This window comes from Arthrobacter sp. 05L428, assembly GCF_056397665.1.
The window spans coordinates 134,259-145,880 of the sequence record NZ_JBFTNW010000003.1; the positions used below are offsets into that span (position 1 = coordinate 134,259).

Here is an 11,622-nt window from a genome sequence, read left to right on the forward strand (position 1 = left end):
AACCACTCATGACACAGAGCACTTTCCCCGCCGAACGCACCGTCGTCCTGACCGGCGCCGCCTCCGCCCGCGGCATCGGCCGCGCCACGGCCGACCGGCTGGCCCGCGACGGCTGGTCGATCGCGATCCTGGACATCAACGCCGAGGACGCCAAAGCCGCCGCAGCCGAGATCGGCTCCAACCGGGCCGTCAAGGCGATCGGCGTCGGCGCCGACGTCTCGGACGAGGCCTCGGTGGACCGGGCCATCACCGAGGTCGAGGAGTCGCTTCCGCCCATCGTCGGCCTGGCCAACCTCGCCGGCATCAGCTCGCCGACGCCGTTCATGGAGACTTCCGTCGCCGAATGGGACAAGGTCTTCGCGATCAACATGCGCGGCACCTTCATCGTTTCGCAGCGGGTCCTCAAGGGCATGATCGAACGCCGGCTCGGCCGGATCGTCAGCGTTTCCTCGATCTCCGCGCAACGCGGCGGCGGAACGTTCTCCAAAGTGGCCTACAGCGCCTCGAAGGCCGGAATCCTCGGCTTCACCCGGGCACTGGCCCGCGAAGTCGGAGAGTTCGGCATCACCGTCAACGCGGTGGCCCCGGGCCCGATCGACACCGACATCATGGGCGGCACGCTGAGCGAGGAGCGCAAAGCCGCCATGTCCGAGGGCATCATGATGGGCCGGGTCGGCACCCGCGACGAAGTCGCGGCGCTCATGGCCTTCCTCCTGAGCGAGGACGCCGGCTACATCACGGCCGCCACCTACGACATCAATGGCGGCCTGCAGGTCTCCTGACCTCCCGGCGCCTCTGGAAGTGCCGTGCGGTTCCGGCCGCACKGCACCCGGAAGGATCACAGCATGACCCACGAAACCTACCCCGCCGGCCATCCCACTGCACACCCAAGCGCCCCGGCCGGGCCCGCACCCGCCCCTGAACCCTTGCGCCTGGCCGATGCCCGGCAGCGGATCCGCGACTCCCGCGCCGCAACCGGACGGCGGACCGCAGTGCTCGACGACGACCCGACCGGTTCGCAGTCCGTGCACGGCGTCTCCGTCGTCACCGTGCTCGAGGCAGACGAGTACGCCGCGGCCCTTGCACGGCCGGAGTCGACCTGCTTCATTCTGACCAACACCCGCAGCCTCGACGAGGCCGACGCGGTCGCCCTGAACCAGGCGGCCGGCCGGGCCCTGTTCGAGCTCGAGGAGCGGCTCGGCGCGCCCCTGGACCTGGTCAGTCGGAGCGACTCAACCCTCCGCGGCCATGTCATGGCCGAAATCCGCACCCTTGACGCCGTCCGGCGCGAGGTGACCGGGCGCGGGTTCGACGGCGTTCTGCTGGCGCCGTCCTACTTCGAAGCCGGACGCTTCACCGCCGGGGATGTGCACTGGGCCATGGTGGGCGGGGAACCCGTCCCGGCCGGGGAAACCGAGTTCGCCAAGGACGCGACCTTCGGATACCGGTCCTCCGACCTGAAGGATTTCGTCGCGGAGAAAAGCGGCGGCACCGTCGCGCCGGAGCAGGTGCTCAGCATCAGCCTCGAGGACATCCGCCACGGGGGAGAGGACCGGGTCGCGGAGATCCTGCGCTCGGCCAGCGATCTGCAGCTCATCATCGTCAACGCCACCGAGTTCGCGGACCTGGAAATCGTCGTCCTGGGCCTGCAGCAGGTCCAGCGCGAAGGCAAAGTGTTCCTGCACCGCACCGGTCCGTCCTTTGTCCGCGCGCTCGCAGGGCTCGATCCCAAGCCGACCCTGCAGGCGCAGGACATCTGGCCTGACGGCCGCCCGGCCGGCCATGGGCTCGCCGTCGTCGGTTCCCATGTGGGCCAGACGGCACGCCAGGTCGCTGCGGCGCAGGCCCGGGGCGGCGTGACCGAGGTCGAACTGTCCGTCGCCGAGCTCGTCAATCCGGCGGCGCGCGGTGCGCACATTGCAGACACCGCGGCCCGGGTGGTCAGCGCCCTCGCCGACTCCGACGTCCTGCTCTACACCTCGCGGTCGCTGCTCAAGGGCGCCGACGCTGCCGCCAGCCTGGAGATCGCCCGCAGCGTATCCGCGGCCCTGATCGAGGTGGTCCAGGCCGCCCTTCCCGCCCAGCCCGCCTGGGTGATCGCCAAGGGCGGCATCACCTCGCACGACGTCGCCGTGCGGGGCCTCGGAATCAGGCGGGCCACCGTGCTCGGCCAGCTGTTCCCGGGCATGGTCTCGGTGCTCCGGCCCGACGACGCCGCCCCGGGCGTGCAGGGAATGCCGTACGTCGTTTTTGCGGGCAACGTCGGCGACGAGAACGCGCTCGCCGACACCATTGAACTCTTCCGCGGCGCCACGTCCGCGGCACCAGGAAAGGAAGTAACCCCATGACCAAGGTCGGATGGATCGGGCTGGGCGCGATGGGCGGACCGATGGCGGTCGTCCTTGCCGAAGCCGGACACGAGGTCGCCGCCTTTGACGTTGCCGAAGGCCGGGCGCAGTCGCTGGCAGTTCCCGGCCTGACACCGGCGGCCACGGCCAAGGAGGCGGTGGCCGAGGCCGACGTCGTCGCCCTGATGGTCGCGACGCCGGCCCAGGCCGACGCGGTGCTCTTCGGCGTGGACGACCTCGCTGCGGCCCTGCGCCCGGGCACCGTGGTCCTCCTGATGGCCACCGTCGGTCCAGCCGCGGTGGTGTCGCTGGCTGAGCGGCTGGCGGCGTTCGACGTCGAACTGGTGGACGCCCCGGTTTCCGGCGGTACCAAGCGCGCCGCCACCGGCGAGCTGCTGATGATGGTCAGCGGCTCCGAACGGGCCCTGGCGGTGCTGCGGCCGCTGCTGGACGCGATGGCAAGCTCTGCCCCCGTGGTGGGTGCGAACGTTGGCGACGGTCAGAAGGTGAAGCTCGTCAACCAGCTGCTGTGCGGCGTCCACATCGCCGTGGCCGGGGAGGCCCTGGCCTTCGCCGAGGCCCTGGGCCTGGACCCGAAGCAGACCTGGGAGGTGCTGCGTTCGGGCGCCGCGGCATCGTTCATGTTCGATGACCGGGGCTCCCGGATGGTGGACCCGGACAACACCGAGGTCCGCAGCGCCCTGGACATCTTCGTCAAGGACATGGGGCTTGTGGTCGAGGCGGCGCGGGAAAGCACCTACCCGGCTCCGCTCGCCGCCGCGGCCGAGCAGCTCTACCTCAGCGGCCGGCGTAAGGGGCTCGGCCGGCGGGACGACTCTTCAGTGATCGAGGTGCTGCGCGGGCACTAACGTTGACTGCCGGCGGGCCGGGGGAGTGTTCAGCCCCCGGCCTGGCTGATGGTGAAGGCCGCCAGGAAGCCCACAGCTGCAATGAGGCCCGTCAGGACATGGTGTTCCTCGAAAGCCTCCGGGATCATGGTGTCGGCAAGCATGGCCAGAATCGCGCCGGCGGCGATTGCGGTGATGAAGGCGACCATCTCCGCCGGAGCGTTTTGCAGGCTGGCATAGCCGATCAGCGACGCCAGTCCGGAGATGAGGGCAATGCCTCCCCACACGCCAAAGACGTACCCGGCGCTGCGGCCGGATTTTTTCATCCCCGCTGTGCTGGATAGCCCTTCGGGGACGTTGGAGATGAACACAGCTGCGAGCACGGCCGTGCTGACCGATCCTCCTGAGACGAGACCGAGCCCCAGGACGACGGATTCGGGAATCCCGTCCAGTAAGGCTCCGATGGCGATCGCGGTGCCGCTGCCCGGCTTGTCCTTTTCAGAGGGTTGCTTTCCGCCGGAGCGTTTCCTGTGTTTGGCTCCTCGCCGGGCCAGCAGCGCGTTCGCCCCAACGTAGACCAGTGCTCCGGCAAGGAATCCCGCCACGGTCGGCCAGAGACCGCCGCCCTTTTCGGCTTCATCGACGAGGTCAAACGACAGGGCGGAGATGAGGACTCCGGCCCCAAAAGACATGATGGAGGAGACGACTTTGGGGGCGATCGTCCACTTCCAGGCAATGGCCGAACCCAGAACCAGCGCTGCGCCCGCCACAGTTCCCCATAGCAGGGCCTGCACCCATGTGGGCATCTTGTTCCACCTTCCATTCTTTCCATCACGATGACGCCATGGCCTGCACGGCGCAGCGACCCGGCGCGCCGCAAGGCGACCCAGTCACCACTGAGCGCTGCCGCACCCCGATCATGACAATATAAGCATGCTTTCTAAGTTGCGCCGTCGCCGGTCCCGGCGACGGTATAGCCGGGGGAGCGATCCCGGAAAGGCTTACGGCCGGCGTCCCGCGGGGCGGGGCGGCTATAGGATTCCAGTATGGCAATCAAGGATCCGGCCGCACGCGGCGTCAGCAGGCAGGTCCTCGCCGACCACGTCTACGAAGCGCTTCTCATCGCCTTGATGGACGGCCGGCTCGAAGCCGGCACCCCGGTCAGCATCGACGGGATGGCCCGGGAACTGGACGTCTCGCCGACGCCCGTGCGCGAGGCGCTGGCCCGGCTGGAAGCCACCGGCATGGTGCGCCGGACCGCCCTGCGCGGCTACCGGGTGGCGCCGCTCTTCACCGCGGACGAACTGGCGGACCTGATGGACGCGCGCCTGGTGATCGAACCGGCCAACGCCTTCATGGCCTGCAGCCATGCCGACGCCGACCTCACCGCCCAGCTGGCGCAGGCCATCGACGACCTCAAAGCCGCGCCCCGGGGGCCGTCCTTTTCCGAGTTCCGCGCCTACTGGGAGGCCGACGAACGGTTCCACCGGCTCATCGCGGAGCACGCGGACAACCAGTTCCTGCTCTCCGCGTACAACGCGCTCGGCGGACAGGTGCAGCGCTTCCGCTTCTTCGGCGGCCTCGGCGTCACCGACGCCGACTTTGCGATCGCGGAGCACACCGAGATCCTGCGGGCCTTTGAGGCCGGCGACGCCGACCTGGCGCGGAAGAAGATGATCGCGCACATCGAAGGGGTCAAGCAGCGTTCCCAGCACGACAGCGAAGTACACGACAGCGAAGTGCGCAGCTAGGCCAAACCCGCCGGCTACGCCGGGCGACGGCACCCTCCGCTGCCCGCTGCCCGGCCCCGGCCTCCGGTTCGGCCCGCGTCCCGATCCACAAAAACCCTTGACAAGCTTTCCTATCGGGTGAATCCTATAGGAAATGTGATTCAAGATTTGGAGTGACAATGTCGTACACCGCCGAAAACTGGCCTATCACCGCGGCCCTGCTGCAGTTCCCGGGCATCCGGCCCGACGGAACCTCCGTCCAGGATGCCCCCGCCGCCGAGTGGCAGCGCGTGTTCGAGGAGGTCGCGGACGCGGGCTTCGCCAACGCCGACCTGACCGACAGCTGGGTGCGTCCGGGGGACCTGAGCCCGGCCCGGCTGGATGAACTCACGGCCGCCGCCCGGCACGCCGGAATCGGCCTCCCGGCCATCTCGGCCATCCGCCGCAGTGTGATCGACGAGGCCAACTGGGAAGACAACCTGGCCTACACCCACCGCACCCTCGACGCCGCCGCGCAGCTCGGCTGCGAGGTCGTGTCGATCGGCCTGCACCAGGCCCTGACTCCCGCCCAGCGCGAACAGCTCTGGTTCTGGACCGTCCAGGGCCACCAGGACCCGGTGGGGGACAAGGAAACCTGGCAGAAGGCTGTCACCCGGATCCGCGAAGTCGGCCGGCACGCGGCCGAGCTCGGGCTCCTGGTCTCCCTGGAGATGTATGAGGACACCTACCTCGGAACCGCCGACTCGTCGGTGCAACTGGTCCAGGACATCGGCCTGTCCAATGTCGGGCTCAACCCGGACATCGGCAACCTGATCCGCCTGCACCGGCCGATCGAGGACTGGCGGGAAATGGTCCACAAGACGCTGCCGTACGCCAACTACTGGCACGTCAAGAACTACGTCCGCGACGAAAACCGGGCGAAAGACCAGTACGTCGCCATGCCCGCACCGATGGAATCCGGTCTGATCAGCTACCGCGAGGCCTTCCACTTCGCCATCTCCGTCGGCTTCCAGGGCATCATCTGCACCGAGCACTACGGCGGGGACGGCCTCAGCGTCACCGCCGCCAACCAGGACTACCTGCGCCGCCAGGTCCTGCCCAAACGCGACGGGTACGCGCTCGGCACTTCCCTGGTGGCCCAGGGCCGGCAGCTCCCGGCGGCCGTCCCCGCACTCTAAACCGGCGGGGCCCCCGGTCCTGCCGTGTGTTCCATCCGCTCCAACCGGTTCAACGAGGAATCATGACCAAGATATTTGACGATCCCGCAAGCTTCGCGGACGACGCCCTGGACGGCTTTGCCGCCGTCCACCGCCGGTACGTGGCACGGGTGGATGGCGGTGTTGTCCGCTCCACCGAGACGCCGGCCGGCCAGGTCGCGCTCGTGATCGGCGGGGGATCCGGGCACTACCCGGCCTTCGCCGGCCTCGTCGGCGCCGGACTGGCCGCGGGCAGCGCCTGCGGAAACATGTTCGCCTCGCCATCCGCGGGCCAGGTCTACCGCGTGGTCAAGGCCGCGGAGTCCGGAGGCGGTGTGCTCCTGAGCTACGGCAACTACGCCGGGGACGTGCTGCACTTCGGCCAGGCACAGGACAAGCTGAACGCCGAGGGCATCGAGACCCGCACCGTGCTGGTGACCGACGACATTGCCAGCGCCCCGCTCGAGGAGATCGCCAAACGCCGCGGTATTGCCGGGGACCTGACGGTCTTCAAGGTTGCCGGGGCCGCCGCCGAGGCCGGGCTGGACCTGGACGAGGTGGAACGGCTGGCAGTCAAGGCCAACCACCACACGCGCTCGCTGGGCGTCGCCTTCGCCGGCTGCACCCTTCCGGGCGCCGCGGAACCGCTGTTCACGGTGCCAGAGGGCATGATGTCCGTGGGCCTCGGCATCCACGGCGAACCCGGGATCTCCGAACAGCCGTTGCCGACGGCCAGCGAACTGGCAGCACTGCTGGTGGACGGACTGCTCAAGGACAAGCCGGAAACCGCGGGCCGCCGCGTGGTGCCGATCCTCAACGGCCTCGGCACGGTCAAATACGACGAGCTGTTCCTCCTGTTCGGGAAGATCGAGGCCCTGTTGACCGCCGCGGGACTTGAGATCGTTGAACCGGAATGCGGCGAGCTCGTCACCAGCCTGGACATGTCCGGACTTTCGTTGACGCTGTTCTGGCTGGACGCGGAGCTGGAAAAGTTCTGGTCCGCACCGGCCGACACCCCAGCCTTCCGCAAGGGCAACCTGGCTCCGCGCCGGGCCCGGACCCTCTCCGCGCAGGCCGACGCCGCAGCAGCGCCCGCGCTGGCTGCCACGGCGGCGTCGACCTCGCTGGCCGCCACCGCCGTCGGCGTGCTCAAGGTGGCCCAGTCGGTCGTCGTCGAACACGAGGAAGCCCTCGGCAAACTCGACGCGATCGCCGGCGACGGCGACCACGGCATCGGCATGCGCCGCGGTGTGGACGCCGCCGTCGCCGCGGCCGAACAGTCGCACGCGGCCGGCGCCGGACTGGAGGAACTCCTCACGGCGGCCGGCGAGCAGTGGGCCGAACGCGCCGGGGGCACCTCCGGAGCGCTCTGGGGGGCCGCGGTCACCGCCGTCGGCCGGGCCCTCGGCAGCAAGGACGCCTATACTCCGGCGGACGCGGCCGCCGCCGTCGACGCCCTCCGGGACGCCATCATTACCCTCGGCAAAGCCGAAGCGGGAGACAAGACGATGGTGGACGCGCTGCTTCCCTTCGCTGACGTTTTCAACCGGGCAATCGACGACGGCGACGGCGTGGCCCGCAGCCTGCGGACCGCGGCCGACGCGGCCGCCCAGGCCGCCGAAGCCACGGCGTCGCTCAGCCCCAAGAAGGGCCGGGCCAGGCCGTTGGCCGAGAAGAGCCTGGGCCACCCCGACCCCGGGGCCGTGTCATTTGGCCTGATCGCCGGCCGGGTGGCCGACTACGCAGCCTCCATCGAACGCAGCTGAAGGAGAAATCCCTTGTCACACGAGACACAGAGTCACAGCACCACCGACCCCCAGCCCGGCTGGCGGATTGTCGTCGGCAACGACGAGGCCGGCGTCGAATACAAGAACGCCCTGCGCGAACTGCTCGAGGCGGACCCCCGGGTCGCGTCCGTGGAGGACGTCGGCGTCGGACCGGACGACAGCACCGCCTACCCGCACCTGGCCGTCGCCGCGGCCCGCAAGGTCGCCGCTGGCGAGGCCGACCGGGCCCTGCTGATCTGCGGCACCGGACTGGGCGTGGCCATCTCGGCCAACAAAGTCCCCGGCATCCGTGCCGTCACCGCGCACGACAGCTACTCCGTGGAACGCTCCGTGCTGTCCAACAACGCCCAGGTGCTGACCATGGGCCAGCGCGTCATCGGCCTGGAACTGGCGAAGAAACTCGTCGGCGAATGGCTGGGCCACCGCTTCGACGACACCTCCGCATCCGCGGCCAAGGTGGACGCAATCCACTCCTATGAAGGAGCCCCGGAAGGAATTGAAACCACATGACCCCTCGTAACATCGCCGTCGTCGGTTCCGGCTACATGGGCGGCGGAATCGCGCAGGTGCTGGCCCTCGCGGGAGCCCGCGTTGCACTCGCCGACGTCTCCGCCGAGATCGCCCAGAGCAACTACGAGCGGCTGCTCAAGGAATCCGACGAGTTCGTCGCAGCCGGCCTGTTCCCGGCCGGCTCCACCGAACGGCTGAAGGAAAACCTCTGGGCCGCGAAGGACATCGAAGAGGCCGTCGCGGACGCCGAATACATCGAAGAAGCCGTACCCGAGGTCCTGGAGATCAAGCACGGCACCCTGGGCCGGATCAGTGCCGCCGCCCGGCCGGACGCCATCATCGGCTCCAACACCTCCACCATCTCCATCGCGAAGCTCGCCGAAGTCGTGGTGAACCCGGAGCGCTTCCTGGGCGTCCACTTCTCCAACCCGGCGCCGTTCATCCCGGGCGTGGAAGTCATCCCGCACGCGGGTACCTCCGAGGCCGCCGTGGAAGCCGCCCGCGCGATCGTGGCGGAGACCGGCAAGGAAACCGCGACCGTCAAGGATGTCACCGGCTTCGTGCTCAACCGGCTGCAGTACGCCCTCTTCCACGAGGCCGCGCAGGTTGTGGAGGAAGGCATCGCCACGGCCGAGGATGTGGACACCATGGTCCGCACCACCTTCGGCTTCCGGCTGCCGTTCTTCGGGCCGTTCGCGATCGCGGACATGGCCGGGCTCGACGTGTACGCCTTCTGCTACAAGTCACTGCAGACCGGCTTCCCCGAGCGGTTTGCCACGCCGCAGATCCTTCAGGAAAAAGTCGACGCCGGCCAGCTCGGAACCAAGACCGGCTCCGGCTTCCTCAACGTCCCCGCCGACCGGACCGCCGCCCTGGTGGCCTACCGGAACAAGGCCTACGTCGCCATGCAGAAGCTCATCGAGGAACTGGGCCCCGCGCCCCTCGCCTGACAACCCCCTCACCCTAACCTCCCAAGGAAACCTCCATGACCTCATTCCCCACAGACCGCACCGTGATCGTGACCGGAGCCGTCTCCGAGCGCGGCATCGGCCGGGCCACGGCGGACTACCTCGCCGAACGCGGCTGGAACATCGGCGTGATCGACCTGGACGACGCCGCCAGCAAGGCCCTGGCCAAGGAACTGGCCGAAAAGCACGGCGTGCAAGCCCACGGCGCCGGCGCCAATATCGGCGACGAGGCCTCGGTCCGCGCCGCGATCGACGAGATCGAGGCCGAACTGCCGCAGCTCGTAGCGCTGGCCAACGTCGCCGGGGTGAGCTCTCCGGTGCCCTACCTGGAACTCGACGCCGCCGAGTGGGACCGGGTGCTCAACATCAACATGAACGGCGTGCACTACGCCACCCGCCGGGCGGCCGAATCGATGGTAAAGCACCGGCTCGGCAGGATCGTCAACATCTCCTCCGTCTCCGCCCAGCGCGGCGGCGGAACCTTCAGCAAGACCCCGTACTCCGTGGCGAAGGCCGGCGTCATCGGTCTAACCCGTGCCACCGCCCGCGAACTGGGCGAGTACGACATCACCGTCAACGCCATCTCACCCGGTCCGATCGATACCGACATCATGGGCGGGACGCTCAGCGAGGAACGCAAGGATGAGCTCGTCAAGGACCTGGTGGTGAACCGCGTGGGCAGCACCCGCGACATTGCGGCCGCGATCCACTTCCTGATCGGCGAGGACGCAGGCTACATCTCCGGGCAGACGCTCAACGTCGACGGCGGCCTGTACATGCACTGACGGCTCCCGACCGCGGGAGCCAGCAGAAACCGCGGGCCGCCGGCCCGCGGGGGAACCACCCCACCTCATCACTCGAAGGAGAGTGCTGTGTCCGTAACCACCGCTACATCCAAGGAGCTTCTGGCCCGTCCGGTCCTGAAGTCCGCGATCTCCAAGGCGGCCCGCCGGCTCATGCCGATGCTGGTCATTCTGTACGTCGTTTCGTTCCTGGACCGGACCAATGTCGGCTTCGCCGAGGCCGCCCTGGGTGCGGACAAGGGCGTGTCCGCTGCGGCCTTCGCCCTTGGTGCCGGCATCTTCTTCATCGGCTACGCGATCTTCGAGATTCCCAGCAACCTGCTGCTCAAGAAGGTGGGCGCCAAGATCTGGCTGGCCCGGATCGCGATCACCTGGGGCATTGTCTCGGCCTGCTTCGCCTTCGTGCAGGGCGAGACCTCGTTTGTGATCCTGCGCTTCCTGCTCGGTGTCACCGAGGCCGGGCTCTTCCCGGGCGTGATCATGTACCTCGCCGAATGGTTCCCTAACAAGGTGCGCGTGCAGATGTTCGCCATCTTCTACCTGGCCCAGCCGTTCTCCCAGATGATCGGCAATCCGCTCTCCGGCTGGCTGATCAACATCGGTGACCAGGTTCCGGGACTGCGCGGCTGGCAGGTCATGTTCTTTGTCGAGGGCCTGCTCGCCGTCCTGGCCGGCATCGCGGCCTTCTTCTTCCTGATCAACGGTCCGGCCAAGGCTAAGTTCCTCAGCAGTGAGGAGAAATTCGCGCTCAAGGAAGTCATGGCGCTGGAGGACAACATCAAGGACGAGCACGGCCCCCGCGGCATCCTCGCCGCCATGCGCAACGGCCGGGTCTGGTACTTCACCGCGATCTACTTCTGCCTGCAGATCGCGGTCTACGGCGTGACGTTCTTCCTGCCGCAGCAGGTCTCGTCCCTGACCGGGCAGAAGGTGGGCCTCGCCGTCGGCCTGCTGATCGCCGTGCCCTGGTTCTTCGGCATCTTCTCCTGCTACTTCATCGGCAAGGCCGCCAACACGGTGGCCAAACGGCGCAAGTTCGGCACCGCGCTGTTCATCTCGACCGGCCTGTGCATCTTCGGCTCGGCCTGGGCCGGAACCAACCACCAGCCGGTGCTGGGCATGATCTTCATTACCCTGGCGGTCTGCAGCTTCCTCGCGGTCGGCCCGGTGGTGTGGTCCTACCCGACGGCGTTCCTCGCCGGCTCCGCCGCGGCGGCGGGCATCGGCCTGATCAACTCGCTGGGCAACCTGGGCGGCTTCGTCGCCCCGATCCTGCGGACGGCGGTGAACGAGGCCACGCATTCGCCCACGGGTTCGATGGGCGTCTACGCCCTGGGTGTGCTGCCCTTCGTGGCGGCGGCGATGATGTTCGCCACCCGGCGGTTCAGCAACAAGGCGGACGAGCTGCTGGACTAGATCCGGTCCGGCCGCC

Annotated in this window: 11 protein-coding genes; 10 read left to right on the top strand and 1 reads right to left on the bottom strand. The window is 68.5% G+C overall.

From position 1 onward, the window contains the following. Nucleotides 1-8: 8 nt before the first annotated feature. From AC1DH3_RS09250 to AC1DH3_RS09260, 3 genes are all read left to right on the top strand, one after another. Nucleotides 9-782, top strand: coding sequence for an SDR family NAD(P)-dependent oxidoreductase (locus AC1DH3_RS09250; protein ID WP_441418292.1), 774 nt, complete (start codon nt 9-11; stop codon nt 780-782). 63 nt (nt 783-845) lie between these two features. Beyond that, nucleotides 846-2,348: a four-carbon acid sugar kinase family protein gene (locus tag AC1DH3_RS09255; RefSeq protein ID WP_476909129.1), complete on the top strand. Its 1,503-nt coding sequence runs from the start codon at nt 846-848 to the stop codon at nt 2,346-2,348. Next, nucleotides 2,345-3,217 (top strand): NAD(P)-dependent oxidoreductase, encoded by an 873-nt coding sequence (locus AC1DH3_RS09260; RefSeq protein ID WP_476909130.1) that lies wholly within the window; start codon nt 2,345-2,347, stop codon nt 3,215-3,217. Before AC1DH3_RS09255 ends, AC1DH3_RS09260 begins: the two co-directional genes overlap by 4 nt. A gap of 29 nt (nt 3,218-3,246) precedes the next feature. Here AC1DH3_RS09260 and AC1DH3_RS09265 read toward each other — a convergent pair whose 3' ends face one another. Next, a complete protein-coding gene (locus AC1DH3_RS09265; RefSeq protein WP_441418295.1) occupies nt 3,247-4,002 on the bottom strand; it encodes a ZIP family metal transporter in 756 nt (251 codons plus the stop codon). Between the two features lie 240 nt (nt 4,003-4,242). Between AC1DH3_RS09265 and AC1DH3_RS09270 the strand changes: the two genes are divergently transcribed. The 7 genes from AC1DH3_RS09270 (at nt 4,243) to AC1DH3_RS09300 (ending at nt 11,606) form a co-directional block, all read left to right on the top strand. After that, the gene (locus AC1DH3_RS09270) at nt 4,243-4,947 is read left to right on the top strand and encodes a GntR family transcriptional regulator (RefSeq protein ID WP_441418296.1); all 705 of its coding nucleotides are present in this window, start codon (nt 4,243-4,245) and stop codon (nt 4,945-4,947) included. Between the two features lie 158 nt (nt 4,948-5,105). Then, the gene (locus tag AC1DH3_RS09275; protein ID WP_441418297.1) at nt 5,106-6,104 is read left to right on the top strand and encodes a sugar phosphate isomerase/epimerase family protein; all 999 of its coding nucleotides are present in this window, start codon (nt 5,106-5,108) and stop codon (nt 6,102-6,104) included. Between the two features lie 62 nt (nt 6,105-6,166). Further along, complete coding sequence (gene dhaL / locus AC1DH3_RS09280; RefSeq protein WP_441418298.1) at nt 6,167-7,888, top strand: dihydroxyacetone kinase subunit DhaL; 1,722 nt, start codon at nt 6,167-6,169, stop codon at nt 7,886-7,888. Between the two features lie 12 nt (nt 7,889-7,900). Then, nucleotides 7,901-8,419: a ribose-5-phosphate isomerase gene (locus tag AC1DH3_RS09285; RefSeq protein WP_476893120.1), complete on the top strand. Its 519-nt coding sequence runs from the start codon at nt 7,901-7,903 to the stop codon at nt 8,417-8,419. Next, on the top strand, nt 8,416-9,369 hold the full coding sequence (locus AC1DH3_RS09290) for a 3-hydroxyacyl-CoA dehydrogenase family protein (RefSeq protein ID WP_441418299.1): 954 nt from the start codon (nt 8,416-8,418) through the stop codon (nt 9,367-9,369). The genes AC1DH3_RS09285 and AC1DH3_RS09290 overlap by 4 nt, the downstream gene beginning before the upstream one ends. A gap of 35 nt (nt 9,370-9,404) precedes the next feature. Beyond that, nucleotides 9,405-10,172: an SDR family NAD(P)-dependent oxidoreductase gene (locus AC1DH3_RS09295; RefSeq protein WP_441418300.1), complete on the top strand. Its 768-nt coding sequence runs from the start codon at nt 9,405-9,407 to the stop codon at nt 10,170-10,172. An 87-nt stretch (nt 10,173-10,259) separates the two neighbouring features. Further along, nucleotides 10,260-11,606 (top strand): MFS transporter, encoded by a 1,347-nt coding sequence (locus AC1DH3_RS09300; RefSeq protein WP_476909131.1) that lies wholly within the window; start codon nt 10,260-10,262, stop codon nt 11,604-11,606. Nucleotides 11,607-11,622 lie beyond the last annotated feature (16 nt).

What these genes read in the sequence shown, in the direction of transcription:
- AC1DH3_RS09250 (WP_441418292.1), top strand. Translation starts at nt 9, where the DNA reads ATGACACAGAGCACTTTCCCCGCCGAACGCACCGTCGTCCTGACCGGC.
- AC1DH3_RS09255 (WP_476909129.1), top strand. Translation starts at nt 846, where the DNA reads ATGACCCACGAAACCTACCCCGCCGGCCATCCCACTGCACACCCAAGC.
- AC1DH3_RS09260 (WP_476909130.1), top strand. Translation starts at nt 2,345, where the DNA reads ATGACCAAGGTCGGATGGATCGGGCTGGGCGCGATGGGCGGACCGATG.
- AC1DH3_RS09265 (WP_441418295.1), bottom strand. Translation starts at nt 4,002, where the DNA reads ATGCCCACATGGGTGCAGGCCCTGCTATGGGGAACTGTGGCGGGCGCA.
- AC1DH3_RS09270 (WP_441418296.1), top strand. Translation starts at nt 4,243, where the DNA reads ATGGCAATCAAGGATCCGGCCGCACGCGGCGTCAGCAGGCAGGTCCTC.
- AC1DH3_RS09275 (WP_441418297.1), top strand. Translation starts at nt 5,106, where the DNA reads ATGTCGTACACCGCCGAAAACTGGCCTATCACCGCGGCCCTGCTGCAG.
- dhaL (WP_441418298.1), top strand. Translation starts at nt 6,167, where the DNA reads ATGACCAAGATATTTGACGATCCCGCAAGCTTCGCGGACGACGCCCTG.
- AC1DH3_RS09290 (WP_441418299.1), top strand. Translation starts at nt 8,416, where the DNA reads ATGACCCCTCGTAACATCGCCGTCGTCGGTTCCGGCTACATGGGCGGC.
- AC1DH3_RS09295 (WP_441418300.1), top strand. Translation starts at nt 9,405, where the DNA reads ATGACCTCATTCCCCACAGACCGCACCGTGATCGTGACCGGAGCCGTC.